This window comes from Saltatorellus ferox, assembly GCA_007751475.1.
Classification (GTDB): Bacteria; Planctomycetota; UBA1135; order UBA1135.
Genome location: CP036434.1, coordinates 5,301,902 through 5,315,849, shown reverse-complemented (window position 1 = coordinate 5,315,849; position 13,948 = coordinate 5,301,902). Strand labels below are relative to the sequence as shown.

Genomic DNA, 13,948 nt, shown 5'->3' with positions numbered 1-13,948 from the left:
CTCCGTGAAGCTAGCACTCGTTTCCGACCTGCATTCGAACAAGGAGGCAGCCGACGCCGTCTTCGCCCATATCCGAGCCCAGGGCATCCAGACCATGATCTGCCTCGGCGACATCGTCGGGTACGGGCCTGATCCCGAGCACTGCGTCGATCTCGTTCGCGGACACGCCGAGGTGACGGTCCTCGGCAATCACGACGAGGCACTCTTTCACGACGCCGCGGACTTCAATCCCCACGCCCGCCTCGCGATCGACTGGACGCGCGACCGACTTCGGCCTCGCTGGTGGAGCTCCTCCGAGCGAAAGAGTCGCTGGCGCTGGCTGTCCCAGCTTCCGCACCGCCACACCATGGGCCGCTACTCGTTCGTCCACGGCTCGACGAGAGACCCTGTCCGCGAGTACGTCCTCTCGACGGACGGCTTTCTGAATCCGGCGAAGCTGCGCGGCATCTTCGACTCGTTCGAAGGCGTCGCCTTCTGCGGACACACGCATCACCCGGGAATCCACAGCGAGGACCTGCGCTTCCAGGGACTCGAGGGCGCGGACGAGCTGACCGTGGCGCTGCCGGAAGGGCACAAGTTCATCGTCAACGTCGGCTCGGTCGGCCAGCCCCGCGACGGCGACAATCGCGCCTGCTACGCCGTCGTGACCGAGGAGGCCGTGACCTGGCATCGCGTCGCGTACGACTACCGTGCGACGATGGACAAGATCATGGCGACTGGCGCGCTGCACGAGATTCTCGCCCGGCGCCTCGCCCTCGGGAAGTAGGAGCGGGCACGGACGTGTCGCGCGATTCACATCGAGAGCCGGAGCAAGACGGCGACTCCGAAGACGTTCCACCGGGTGGGGCCGAGCGCGGCTCACGTCGCATGCAGTACCTGGGCCTCGTTCTGGGGACCTCGCTTTTCCTCGCGCTGCTGCTGGCGCCTGGCCTGCCCCTGGATGTGCTTCAGCGGAAGGTGGCGGCGGTCGCTGCACTGACCGCGGTCTTCTGGCTGACCGTCGCGATCCCCGTGGGGGCCGCGTCGCTCCTTCCGGCCGCGCTCTTCCCGATCCTCGGCGTCCTGCCCGCGCGCGAGGTCGGCCCGGTCTACCTGCGTGATCTCGTCCTTCTGTTCCTCGGCGCCTTCATCGTCGCGCTGGGGCTCGAGCGCTGGGGCGTCCATCGGCGTATCGCGCTGCGCGTCGTTCAGACGGTCGGCTCCTCCCGCCGCCGCCTCGTGCTCGGCTTCATGGCGGCCTCCGCGTTCCTTTCGCTCTGGATCAACAACACGGCGACCACGCTCCTGATGCTTCCCATCGTGAGCGCCGTCCTTCTGCGCGCCGAGGAAGAGGATCGCGCACGCGGGCTTCCGACGTCCGATCCGCGGTTCGGCTGGTGCCTGCTCCTCGGGGTGGCCTACGCCGCTTCGGTCGGGGGCATGGGGACCTCCGTCGGGACCGCGCCGAACCAGGAGTTCCTCGGGCAGTTCTCCACGCTCTACCCGGGAGGCCCGAAGCTCACGTTCGGCGAGTGGTTCCTGGCCTTCGGTCCGCTCGTCGCGCTCTTCGTTCCGATCGCCTGGATCCTCCTGACGCGGGTGATCTACCGGTTCGAAGATGTCCGCGGCGCCGCGTCCCTGGAGGTGCGCGAGCAGAGGGCCGCGCTCGGCCGCTGGCGCACGCCGGAGAAGCGGATGGCGGCGGTGTTCGTGGCGACGGCCTGTCTCTGGGTGTTCCGCGCGGACCTGTCCCTGGGGTCCTTCACGCTGCCCGGCTGGTCCCGTCTCTTCCTGGGGTCCGAGGCGAGCGATCCCGCCTGGTACGCCGTTCACAAGAACGACATCAGCGACGCCACGGTCGCGCTGGCGCTGTCGATTCTCATGTTCTTGATCCCGTCCGGCGAGCTGCGATCGACCGGCGGAACGGAAGCGCGCCAGGGCTTCCTCATGGACTGGAAGACGGCGTCGGGGCTCCCCTGGGAGGTGCTTCTGCTCCTCGGGGGCGGCTTCTGTCTGGCGCACGGCTTCAAGATCAGCGGGCTCGATCGTGTGGTGGGGGAATCGCTCGCGCCGCTCATCGCGGACCGGCCGCGGTGGGTGGTGGCCGGGGCCGTCGCGCTCTTCGTCAGCCTTCTGACCGAGATCACGTCGAACACCGCGACGACGGCGGTGCTCCTGCCGGTGATGGCGGCCGCCGGGACGGCGGCCGGCCTCGACCCGCTGGCCGTGATGCTGCCCACGACCCTCGCTGCCTCCGCCGCCTTCATGATGCCGGTGGCCACGCCGCCAAACGCCGTGGTCTTCGCGACCCGTAAGATCCCGGTGCCAGCGATGGCGCGGGCGGGCTTCCTCCTGAACCTCTTGATGGTCGGCCTGATCGTGTTCGTCTTCGAGTTCTGGGCGGCCGACCGGCTCGGCGTCGAGGCGACGACACCGGAGTGGGCACGCCCCTTGCCAGCGCAGGAAGCCAAGCCCGTGCGATGAACATGTCGACCCAGCCCTCCCTCGATCCCGACTCCGCTTCGCGGTCCGCCCGCGGTCTCCTGCTCTCGATCGTCGGCCTGGCCCTTGCCGCCGCGGTTCTCTCCGAGCTCGGCTGGGGCGGTGAGCGGGCGATCTCGCTCCCCTGGCAGGCCTTCACCCTGAGCGTTCTCGCGCTTCCTCTCGTGCTCGGCGGCGGCGCCGCGCTCGGCCCGCTGTTGTTCGCCACGCCCACCGTGGAGCCGTCCCCGCTCAAGCTCGGCCTCTTCGCTAGCGCCCTCTCGCCGGCGCTGACCGCCGCGCTCTGGTACGGACTGGCTTTCGGGCTGGAGCTGCCACCCGCCCGCGCTTGGTCGATCACCTTCCTCCTCATCGGTGCGCTCGCGCTCCTCGGGTGGCGCAAGCCCATCAGCGCGGCGCCCGCCGGGCGCGCGGCCGGGATCGCCGTGCTGCTCGGACTGGCGGCGGCCGTGGCCGCGTGCGCCGTCGTCTGGTCCCAGGCCGGCCTGGCCGCGCGCCTGGGGTCCAATGAAACCATCGCCCAGGCGGGTCTTGCGCAGTCCCTCCAGGACGGCGCGCCGCTCCAGAACGCCTGGATCAGCGGGCTGCCGCTCGCGCTTCGGCCCGCGCTCGCCGCGTGGCTCGTCGCTGCGTCCGGACCCGCTGGCCTGCTGCCCCTGTTCAGCATCGGCTTCGTGATGGGCTGGAGCGCCTTCGTCCTCGCGATCGCCGGCTACCTCGCGTCGGCGGCCCTGTTCCGCGAGACGACAGCGCAGCGCGCCGGCTTGCGCGATGCGGTCGCGGCGGCGGCCGTGCTGCTGGTGGCGGCGGCGCTCGACGGCGGGCGCTGGTCCGTGGGGCGCTGGCTCTCCATGGCCTATACGCTGACGTTCGTGGTCGCAGCGCTCCACGCGGTCCGCCGCGGCGCGCGACCCTGGCCTGGCCTGGCCTGCCTCGTGCTCACCGTCATCGGCCTGCTCCATCCCACGTTGGCGGCCGCGGTCCTCGTGCCGTTTGGGCTCTCGGCGCTTCTCATGCGGCGCTGGAACCTGGCGCCGCTCGCCGTCCTCGCCGTCTTGCCAGGCTTTCTGGTCGCGCGCATGTACGGTGGCTTCGCCTTCGAGCAGGCGCTCCCTTACCTCGCTCCGCCGCGCTCGGTCCGCGGTGAATTCGGCGGCATGCTGGACTGGTCCCTGGGCTGGGCGCTGGAGGAACACTTCTGGCCCAGGAGATCGATCATCGGCTGGGTTCCGCTCGCTCTCGGAGGGATGGCTTTCGTCGGCCTGGTCGTGCGAGGTCGACGCGACCCCGATGACGCGCGCGTGTCTCGATCCGGCGGAGTCCTCGCGCTCCTCCTCGTGGCGGCCCTCATCACGGCGGGGGGGTGGCTTCCGTCAGACGTCAGCCGGGAGGCGCAGGGGCTCGCTGGAGCGGCGTTCTTGCTGGCCTCGCTAGGGCTGGGACGGGTGGCCCAATGGGTGCCGTCCCGTGCGGGCGGAGCGCTGCTCGCGCTCGGGCTGCTGGGCTGGCTCGCCGTCCCGGTCTGGCGTGACAGGGCGGAGGCTCCGCGCGCTGAATTTCCGTTCGAAGAGCGTCCCTGGGGCCTGGCCGTCACGGTGGACCGACCCCTGGAGGAGGGCCTCGGCGCGGCGCTGGAGTACCTGCGAGAGTCGCCGTTCGCGTCCGATCCATCGGCGATCCTGTTGAGAGAGCCGGGTCCGCTGGGTCCCGTGCGCCGCGACGAGCCGCTCTCCATGACCCCGCTCCTGTCCGGCCTCGGCCTTTGGGGAGGACGCGCATCTTCGCCGGGCACCGATCAGCCACGCGCCTTCGCACCTCCCCGGCCGGAGCCTCGCACGGATCTCGGGGATACGCCCATCGAGCGTCGCGAACTCCTGGAGGCTCTTTTCGAGCAGGAGAGTCAGTGGGGCCAGCGCTTCGTCCGGGTGCTGGAGGCGGCCCGAAAGCGCGGGCACACGCTCTTGTTCGTGGTGACGGAAGCGGACCGGAGGTCCACGACGGATCGCGGCGAGGGGCCCCGCGGGGTGGACGACGCCATCCGACGGATGGGGGCGGAGGAGGTTTTCCAGGAGGCGAATACCTCTGTCTACCTCCTGCCCGTTCTGGCCCCTGGAGCCCCCTGAAGGTCCCCGGCCTCAAGCCATGGGAAAGAAAGGTCGATCCCCTGGGGGATATGATCCTCCCCACGCTGACCACCGCACTCCTCGCCCTGACCGCCGTCCAGGTGGAAACTCCCGAAGCTCCCAGCGCGCCGGAGACCCTGGATCCATCGAAACCGGCGGTGATCGAGTCCAGCGACGAGCCTGCCGCCACGGAGTACTTCCTGATCAGCGCTCCGCCCGGAGAGCCCGGGGAGGAATCCGCGGCGGGGAATTCCCCCTGGGAGTCGAAGTCGAGGCGCCGCGGCGAGGAAGGGGAGCCGATCGCTGCCGTGGCCCTGCGGGTCATTGAGCGGCAGGGAGGCGCGGGCGCGGGGGCGGCCGAGTTCCTCTACGAGCGGGAGATCGTGTTCGCGGAAGGCGGCCTGCGGATCCGTCACACCGAGACCGGGCAAGGGGCGTCCCGAAGGCTCGTGTGGCGCGAGTTCCTTCCGAGTGCGTCCCGCACCTGGGTGGCGGACTGGACGGCCGGAGAACGGGGCGCAGAGGTCCGTTCGATCGGCTACGGGTGGAACCGCCCGGTCCATGAGACCGTGATGTCCCACCTGGAGCTCGAGCTTCCCGTTTTCGGTCCACTGGAGATCTTGCACGGCCTGCGAACCGGAGGTCTTTGGTGCGGCGATGCCGGGGGCGTTCTCGGCGTGATCGACCCGTCTTCGGCTTCGATCATCGAGGCCGATCGCTCCGTCGCTCCGATCGGGTCCGAGGCGCTCGTCGACCTGCGGCGTCCGGACGGGACGCTGCTCCTCGGGGCCGATTTCGATCTCCGAACCGGGGCTTTCACGGCCCTGCGCCTGAGCGACAGGGAAGCCAGCTCCCGGAGGATCGAACGCGCGGAGTTCGACCGCTTGAACCGTCGCTGGACCGTCGAATCGCGCCGCCCCTACGACGCGATGCTGGCGCTCATCCCGGCTCGCCGGTGAGGTCACGTGGAGGATCCCGGGGTGGAGCATCCAGGGGTCGGAACCGGCTGGCGGGAAAGGGAGCTGTTCGCGGCGCGTAAGTGCTGCGCTCGTTGAGAATCCGAACGGAGTTTGTGGTCGAATTTCACGGTGCGTGAGGAACACTTCAGCGCTGGACCTCCTGCCGAGGTCTTCTCCTCTACCGTCGCCGACCGCGTCCGCCCCCTTGAGATCCTCTGCCCCTAACTCCGTCCCGCGCGCGAAACGTACCCCCGAGGGGACGCGTCAGCGCTCTTCCAGTCGGGGTCGTATCGCCCTCCTCCTCGGTTCCGCGATGGCTTCGGGGGATCTGCTCACGGGCTGCTATTCGCCGCCGGAGCTGCGTGACCGCGCCGACCGGGATGCCCTGGCGCTCGTGGATCAGCGTCGAGCCCAGCTGTTCGGCGAGAACAGCCCGTTCGCCCTTCCCGCGGTGACGGCCTCCTTCGGCCGCGAGGATCGTCCGCAGGAGGAGTGGACCATTCGCGAGCAGATCCTGAGCGGGGTGATCGACGAAGTCGGTCCGCTGAACGTGGTCACGTCGCTGGAGATCGCGGCCGAGAACAGTCAGGAAGTTCAGGAGCAGCGCGAGCAGCTCTACCTTTCCGCCCTGACCTTGACCCAGGATCGCTGGAACTTCGGCTATCGCTACAACGCGGACGGCACGGGCGACGTCGGGGGGCAGCTGGACGGCGACGGGTCTTCGGCCAGCACCGGTTTCGGCGCGTCGGTCACGCGGGTCCTCGGATCCGGCGCGACGATCCTGGCGAGCGTCGGGTCCAACCTCTTCCGATTCATTTCCACGGGTGACGGCTGGGACGCGCTCTCGAACGTGGGCGTCAGCGTCACTCAGCCCTTGCTGCGCGGCTCCGGTCGCCTCATCACGCTGGAGCCCCTGCGCCAGAGCGAGCGCAACCTGATCTACGGCGTTCGTTCCTACGAGCGCTTTCGCCGGACCTACGCCGTCGACGTGGCGAGCCGCGTCTACCGCGTGCTCCAGGCCCGCAACCAGCTCTACAACGAGAGGCTCAACTTCGACAACCTGCTTCTGCTCAGCAGGCGGAACGACGCGCTCGCGGAGGCGGGCCAGCTCTCCGAGATCCAGGCCGACCAGGCGCGCCAGGACCAGCTCCGTTCCAAGAACCGGCTGGTGACGCTTCAGGGAAACGTCGATCGCCAGCTCGACGCCTTCAAGGTCTTCCTCGGCCTGCCCCTCAGCGTCGAACTCGACTTCGAGGACGGCATTCTCGAGTCGCTCGGTGCGGACAGCTCGTTCATCGATGGCCTCGATCAGGACGTGGCGGTGGAGTTCGCCATCGATCACAGGCTCGACGTCATGACGAGCTTCGATCGCGTCCAGGATGCGACGCGTCGCGAGGCGATCACGCGGGACGCCCTCCGGGTAGGCCTCACCGTCAGCGGCGCGGTGAACTCGACGAGCCCCGACGGACGGCCGCTGTCCTTCCAGGGCGGCGACGCGAACTGGAGCGCCGCGGTCGATCTCGATCTGCCGGTGGACCTCTTGCCCGCGCGGAACGCCTGGCGCCGCGCCGAGATCAACCTCGTCGATACGAAGCGGACCTACGATCGCTTCCTCGACAACGTATCGGTCACCGTCCGCGATGCGCTGCGCCGCGCGAAGAACTCCTACCAGAGCTTCGAGATCCAGCGCAACGCCGTGTACGTCGCCAACCGGCGAGTCGAGGGCACGCTGCTCAGCCAGAAGGCCGGCCTCGCCACCACCCGAGACATCCTCGAATCCCAGGAAGCCCAGCGCCAGGCGCGCGACGCCGAGACCTCGGCGCGAATCGACTACACGCTGGCGCTCCTCGACCTCTGGCTCGAGCTGGAGATTCTCCGAGTCGACGAGAACGGCGTCCGCGTGGAAGCCGAACTCGCCATCGAACTCCGTGAGCGTCTCGCTGCTGCCGCATTCCCGAACCAGGCCCCGACCGACGCCCCGACCGACGCCCCGACCGAGGCTCCGGCCGAAGTCTCCAACGACTGATCCCATGAAGCCATCCACTCCCAGCCAACTTCGCGCCCCGTCCAGGGACGGCGCGCGCTCCCGGAATCAGCAGGGCAGCGTCCTTCTGTTCCTCGTCGTCCTCATCGCCGCGGCGGCAGGCGCCTGGAAGCTCGGCCTCTTCGATTCGGTTCTTGGCGGCGAGGAGGAGGTGCTGATCGAAGGCGCCCCGGTGCGGCGCGGCGACCTGCGTATCTCCGAGATCGTGCGGGGCAACCTCGAGGCGACGGACAGCATCAGCATCAAGTCCGAGCTGGAGGGCCGCTCGACGATCATCTTCCTGGCGGAGGAGGGGGTCTCCGTCAACGAGGGCGATCTCATCGTCGAGCTGGACGTCTCGCAGCTGGAGGACGATCTCGTCCGCCAGGAGATCGCGGTCAAGGGCGCCGAAGCGGCCTTCACGAAGGCCCGTGAGCAGTACGACATCCAGGTGATCCAGAACCAGAGCGATGTGGCGGACGCGGACCTGGCTCTGGAGCTGGCCGAGCTGGACCTGGCGAAGTACGTCGGTGTTCCCGCGAGCAAGGTCGACGATGGAACGCTCGACGACGACGATCTCTCCACGAAGGGCTCGATGGGCGAGTACGCGAACGAAGAGGCGAAGGCCGAGGAGACCGTGCTTCTGCGCGAGGAAGACCTCAAGCGAGCCGTGACCGAACTGGAGTGGTCGGACAAGCTCTTGGAGCAGGGCTTCGTGCAGAAGAGCGAGAACGACGCCAAGCACCTCGCGCAGCAGCGCGCCGAGATCCAGCTGACCCAGGCCAAGCGCGAGCTGGACCTGATGAAGCAGTTCACCTATCTCCGCACGCTGAAGGAACTCAACGCGGACATCGAGACGCGCAAGCGGGACATCGAGAAGGTCAAGAAGCAGGCGCTGGCGCGGCTCGCGGACTTCGAGGCCGAGCGCGACTCCGCCGAGTACAAGCTGGAGCGCGAGCGCGATCAGCTCATGGAGCTTCGCCAGCAGGTCGGCAAGGCCAAGATTCACGCGCCCGCCGCAGGCCTCCTCGTCTACGCTCGCGAGCAGAGTCGCTGGGGAAGCGGGGACTCCGTCAAGGAGGGCGACGAGGTGCGCGAGCGCCAGGAGCTTTGCACGATCCCGCGCGCCGGCGGCATGACCGTCAAGGCGAGCATCCACGAGACGAAGCTCAAGAAGATTCAGACGGGCCAGACCTGCATCGTGACCGTGGATGCGTTCCCTGGCCGGAGCTTCGAAGGCCGCGTGGAGTTCGTGGCCGTCATGGCGGACTCGGGCAGCTGGCGCAGCAACCCGAACCAGCGTCTCTACAAGGCCGACATCAGCCTCGTCGAGCCGACCAAGGACATGCGTCCCGGGATGTCGTGCAGCGTGGAGATCCTCGTCGAGGACCTGAAGGACGTCTGCTACGTCCCGCGCCAGTGCGTGCTCCTCGATGGCGGCGATACGATCGTCTTCGTCGTCGACGGAGGAACCTTGGAGCGACGGTCCGTCAAGGTCGGGCTGGATAACTCCAAGTGGGTTTCCATCGAGGAGGGACTGAAGGAGGGAGAGGTCGTCGCGCTCGCGCCCCCTGCGAACTTCGAGCCCGCGCCTGTGCCCGAGTCGGAGGCCCTTGGGTTCGGCATGGAGGGCATGGGCGGTGCTTCTGGAGCCCCTTCTGCGTCCCCTTCGGGACGTCCCTCTGGACGCCCGTCCGGTGCTCCCGCCGGGATGAGCGGCGGCGGTGGCGGCAAGCCGTCCGGTGCGAGTGGTCGCCCCGGCGGCGGTGGTGGCGGTCGACCCGGCGGAAGCGGCGGCGGTCGCCCCCAGGGGGATCGTTCCTCCGGCGGAGGCGCCGGGAAATCGGCTCCCGCCGCGGGCGACTCTGGCAAGGATTCCTGAGCGTGGCGATGAAACAACCGCAGCCCGGCAAGCAGCCGGTGGCGGAGCTGACCGACGTGACTCGCACCTACAAGATGGGGGACGAGTTCGTCAAGGCTCTCGACACGTTTACCTTCACGTTCAACAGCGGGGAGTACTGGGCGATCATGGGCAGCTCCGGTAGCGGCAAGTCCACCCTGCTGAACCTGCTGGGCTGCATCGACCGGCCGACGAGCGGCTCCTACCGCATCCGCGGGCGAGAGGTCTCGTCCATGGACGACGACACGCTCTCCACGTTCCGTGGCAAAGAGCTTGGCTTCATCTTCCAGTCGTACAACCTCCTGCCCCAGCTCGACGTCCTGGAGAACATCCTGATGCCCGTCATGTACCAGGACGAGTATCCGGACGGGATCGAGGAGCGCGCGCTTCGGCTCGCGGAGCGGGTGGGCCTCGGCGGTCGCCTGCACCACAAGCCGATGCAGCTCTCGGGCGGCCAGCAGCAGCGCGTCGCGATCGCGCGTTCCCTCATCAACGACCCCGCGTTGCTCCTCGCCGACGAGGCCACCGGCAACCTGGACAGCAAGACGGCGGATGAGATCCTGGAGCTCTTCGATGAGCTTCACGACGAGGGAACGACGATTCTGCTGGTCACGCACGAGCAGGACGTCGGCGAGCGCGCCGAGAACATCCTGAGGCTCAAGGACGGGCTCATCGAATCCGTCCATCGGGGTCAGCGCGGGCGCAGCGGCGCCACCCAGGCCTTCGAGGCCTCGCACTCCTCCGTAGCGCCCCACGCGGGCGACGCGGAGGCAGAGGTCGTGACCTTCACCTCCTCCGAGCCCGGCAGGTCCGATGCCGACGGCGGAGGCGAAGCCTGATGTCCAAGCGTCAAAGCTCCTTCTTTCGCGCCGTGCGCCTCGGCGTATCGAGCCTCCTCCTGCACAAGCTGCGCAGCTTCCTGACCACGCTCGGCGTGCTCTTCGGCGTGGCGTCCGTGATCGCGATGCTCGCCGTCGGCGAGGGCGCGAGCGCCGAGGCCCAGGAGCAGATCCGCAAGCTCGGCAGCCGCAACGTCATCCTCCGGAGCGTCAAGCCCCAGGAGCAGGGCGACTCCGACGCGGAGATGCGGGTGCTCTCCTACGGCCTGACCCGAGACGACTTCGATCGAATTGCGGACACGTTCCCCGGCGTTCGTCGGGCCGTGCCCATGCTGCAGACACCCGCCGAGGTGCGCTACAGCGACAACGTCTGCCGCCCGCGCGTCCTCTGCACGCCCCCGAGCTACAAGGAAGTCACCCAGCGAGAGCTCTTCTCCGGCCGTTTCCTCTCCTCCCAGGACGAGGAGTCGCGCGGCCTCGTCTGCGTGCTCAGCTACGAGGTCGCACGCTTCCTGTTCCCCTTCGAGACCGCGCTCGAGAAGCGGGTCAAGGTCGGGGAGCACTACATGGAGTGCGTGGGTGTGCTCGGTTCCCGTACGCCGGTCGGCAGCGTGCTGCTGGATCCCAACAGCGAGGCCGGCGGCGAGGTCTTCATGCCGATCTCCACCGGTCGCGCGTTCTTCGGTGAGCGCCAGACGCAGATCCGCTCCGGGTCGATGGACGTGCAAGAGGTTCAGCTCCACGAGATCGTCGTGGAGGCCAAGCGCGACATCGACGTGCTGCCGATCGCCCGAGCGTGCCGCGCGATGCTCTCCCGGGACCATGACGACAAGGACTACGAGGTCATCGTTCCCCAGGAACTCCTGGAGCAGGCCAAGGAGACGAAGCGCATCTTCAACGTGGTGCTCGGCAGCATCGCGGGGATCTCGCTGCTCGTCGGCGGCATCGGCATCATGAACGTCATGCTCGCGACCGTCACGGAGCGAACCCGTGAGATCGGGATCAGGCGGGCGCTCGGCGCCAAGCGGAAGCACATCGTGACCCAGTTCCTCGTGGAGACGATGGTGCTCTCGGGCGCCGGCGGCCTCCTCGGCGTCGGGATCGGTCTCCTGATCCCCTGGATCGTGGAGCGAACGGCTGAGCTGGAGACGATCGTGAACCCCTCGGCGCCGGTCCTGGCGTTCGGGATCAGCGTGCTCGTCGGCATCGTCTTCGGGCTGTATCCGGCCTGGCGGGCCGCGAACATGGACCCGGTCGAAGCGCTACGTCACGAGTAGAGTCGAAATGGGGCGTCCGTCCGGATAGAGTCGGGCGCGCCATGTCAGACGAACCCGAAGAAGAGCCGGAAGCGGAGCCCGAAGAGCTCCCGCCCTACGTGATCGAGAACGCCCGCTCGGGGCGCGCCAAGTGCAAGACCTGCCAGCGCAAGATCGACGCGGACGCGCTCCGCATCGGGGTGCTGGTCGAGGGCCGTTTCGGGCAGGGCTACATGTGGCACCACCTGAACTGCGGTGCCAAGCGCATGATGGATCAGGTGGAGGAGGCCTACGCCCAGGAGGCGTGGCTGAACGCCAAGGTTCCGCCGGATCCCGAGGACCTGCCAACCCTGGAGAAGCTGCGAACGCTCGCCGAGAAGGCCGAGGTCGAGCGCGAGAAGAAGGAGAAGGCGAAGAAGACGATCCCCTACGCGGAGATCGCCCCCTCGAATCGCTCGAAGTGCAAGCAGTCGGGGGAGCCGATCGAAAAGGGGGCCGTCCGGATCATCCTGGGGATGGAGGCACACTTCGGCAACCAGACGCGGGTCTCGCCCTACGCCGTGCTGCCCCGGTACCTGGAGCAGGCGCTGATGGAGCCGGACATGGGGACCGAGGAAGAGGGACTCGCCGAAGCCCTGCGCGAGAACAGCCGGGACATCGATCCTGAGCTCCTGGAGCAGGCGATCGCCGAAGCGGGTTTGTGAGGGCATTCCTCGGTCGGAATGAACGACAGGCCGCGCTCCCACATCGTGGAGCGCGGCCTGTCGTTCCTTCGTCAGTCTCTCTCGATCACCCGATCACTCGAAGACGACGCAGACGGCGTCGCTGAAGTTCGAGACTGCCGCGCCCATCGTGTCCATGTCGCGGTACCAGTACTGCCAGTACCACGTAGACCCCGCCGTCGCCGCGACCGGGCCCGCAGGCTGGATCGGGATCGAAGTGAGGTCGATCGCCATCGAGACCATGGAGCCTGCGCCGGTGTTCTGCGGCGTGGCGCTGTAGCGCCCGAGGGAGAAGCTCGCGATGCAGAGGTCGCCGACCGAATTGCCCGGGTTGGCGACGAGGATCGTGTCCTGCGAGGTGATGAAGTAGCCGGTCGACTGGGCCGGGAGGTCTGTGACGACGAGCGTCAGGTCGTTGTCGCTCGCGACGCCTGACCCGAATCCGCGGAGAGCCGCCGGGTCGCCGGTGGAGTTGGCGGTTGCGGGCGAGCAGAGGTCCGTGCCGACGCGCTGGAAGTCGAGCGGCGTGACCGCGCCGGAAGCCAGGGCGGCGATGTCACCGGGCTGCAGGAGGCCGCGATAGAACGCGAGGTCGTCCATGCCCTGGGTTTGCGCACCGCCGGAGTTGATCCCGTCGTTGATGGCGCCGATGAAGAGGTCCTGTGAGGGGAAGATATCCCCCGTAAGCGCCAGGCCGGTCGAGGCCGTGATGAATGCCTGCGACTCGAGAAACGCACCATCGACGTAGAAGCTGATGACGTTGGCCGTGCGGTCCACCGTCACGACGACGTGGACCCAGCGATCCTGAAAGGGGAATCCGACGGGCGCAACGATGTTCACGCCGCCGAGATCGTCGTCGCTGCGGAAACCGAACGAGCCGGCGGCATCGCCGGCCTGCTGCAGGCCGATGGAGGTCCCGCTGAGGCAGTCGAACAGGCGCGGTCCGCGAGCGTCCGCGTCACCCGCGAAGTCGTCGTAGAACCATGCGCTCACGGAGTAGTCGTCCATACCGAGCTGGAGGCCAGGCGTCGGGCCCGTGAAAACGGTGGCGGAGAGAAAGCCGCTCCCTCCGTTGACGCCGTTGATCAGCGTGTTGAGCGATGCGCCGGCGCCAGGGTACGCCTCGCCGTAGGTGGGGTGGAGGCTGAGATCGGGCGTGCCGACGACGTTGCTCGTCACGCCGCCGATGACATCGTCCGTCGTCGAGAAGTCCCAGTAATGGAGAACGTCCTGTGCCTGGGCGGACGCCGCCAGGGAGAGGGGGGCCAGATAAAGAGCGAGACGTGAAATGCGCATCGTGCAGGCAGGGATTGGAGTCAGGAAAGTTTCCAGGCAATGTGCCGGGAGCTAATGCGTAGGCTACCAACTGGGAGCGATGCCGCAAGGCCCCCCGTGGACGACCTCGCTCCCGATTCGGGAATACCCTCTCGCGAAAGATTCTCGGCCGGATTCGGGAGATCGAAGTTGCGGTGGAGATGGCCGGTCCTAGAGTCCCGCCGCGCCACGAACGGGATCCTCTGGCAGCCGCGAAGTTCGAGCCTCCTTGAGGCCTCGACGGCTGGTCGGGCCCCGCCATTCGGACGCAAGAGTGATTCGCATGAAGAACTCGTCCTCGCGGCAATCCGTGCCGCGACACCGCCGGGAC

The 13,948-nt window shown here is 68.2% G+C and carries 10 protein-coding genes; 9 read left to right on the top strand and 1 reads right to left on the bottom strand.

The annotated features are described in order from the left end of the window. Positions 1 to 4: 4 nt before the first annotated feature. The 9 genes from Poly30_RS19000 (at position 5) to Poly30_RS18960 (ending at position 12,285) form a co-directional block, all read left to right on the top strand. The gene (locus Poly30_RS19000; RefSeq protein ID WP_419190382.1) at positions 5 to 766 is read left to right on the top strand and encodes a metallophosphoesterase family protein; all 762 of its coding nucleotides are present in this window, start codon (positions 5 to 7) and stop codon (positions 764 to 766) included. Between the two features lie 14 nt (positions 767 to 780). Continuing rightward, positions 781 to 2,463, top strand: a complete 1,683-nt coding sequence (locus tag Poly30_RS18995; RefSeq protein WP_145200845.1) for an SLC13 family permease — start codon at positions 781 to 783, stop codon at positions 2,461 to 2,463. A gap of 2 nt (positions 2,464 to 2,465) precedes the next feature. Beyond that, a complete protein-coding gene (locus Poly30_RS18990) occupies positions 2,466 to 4,604 on the top strand; it encodes a hypothetical protein (protein WP_145200842.1) in 2,139 nt (712 codons plus the stop codon). Between the two features lie 50 nt (positions 4,605 to 4,654). Beyond that, entirely contained in the window at positions 4,655 to 5,563 is a 909-nt protein-coding gene (locus tag Poly30_RS18985) for a hypothetical protein (protein WP_145200839.1), read from the top strand. Positions 5,564 to 5,876: 313 nt separating this feature from the next. Further along, on the top strand, positions 5,877 to 7,589 hold the full coding sequence (locus tag Poly30_RS18980; protein WP_145200836.1) for a TolC family protein: 1,713 nt from the start codon (positions 5,877 to 5,879) through the stop codon (positions 7,587 to 7,589). Between the two features lie 4 nt (positions 7,590 to 7,593). Continuing rightward, positions 7,594 to 9,468 carry an efflux RND transporter periplasmic adaptor subunit gene (locus tag Poly30_RS18975; protein WP_145200833.1) on the top strand — a complete coding sequence of 625 codons (1,875 nt, stop codon included), beginning with the start codon at positions 7,594 to 7,596 and terminating at the stop codon, positions 9,466 to 9,468. Positions 9,469 to 9,476: 8 nt separating this feature from the next. Next, positions 9,477 to 10,325 (top strand): ABC transporter ATP-binding protein, encoded by an 849-nt coding sequence (locus tag Poly30_RS18970; RefSeq protein WP_145200830.1) that lies wholly within the window; start codon positions 9,477 to 9,479, stop codon positions 10,323 to 10,325. After that, positions 10,325 to 11,602 carry an ABC transporter permease gene (locus tag Poly30_RS18965; RefSeq protein WP_145200827.1) on the top strand — a complete coding sequence of 426 codons (1,278 nt, stop codon included), beginning with the start codon at positions 10,325 to 10,327 and terminating at the stop codon, positions 11,600 to 11,602. Before Poly30_RS18970 ends, Poly30_RS18965 begins: the two co-directional genes overlap by 1 nt. Before the next feature lie 41 nt (positions 11,603 to 11,643). Next, on the top strand, positions 11,644 to 12,285 hold the full coding sequence (locus Poly30_RS18960; protein ID WP_145200824.1) for a PARP-type zinc finger-containing protein: 642 nt from the start codon (positions 11,644 to 11,646) through the stop codon (positions 12,283 to 12,285). Positions 12,286 to 12,378: 93 nt separating this feature from the next. Here the strand turns inward: Poly30_RS18960 and Poly30_RS18955 are convergent, their stop codons facing one another. Continuing rightward, positions 12,379 to 13,599 carry a LamG-like jellyroll fold domain-containing protein gene (locus Poly30_RS18955; protein ID WP_145200821.1) on the bottom strand — a complete coding sequence of 407 codons (1,221 nt, stop codon included), beginning with the start codon at positions 13,597 to 13,599 and terminating at the stop codon, positions 12,379 to 12,381. Positions 13,600 to 13,948: the final 349 nt, after the last annotated feature.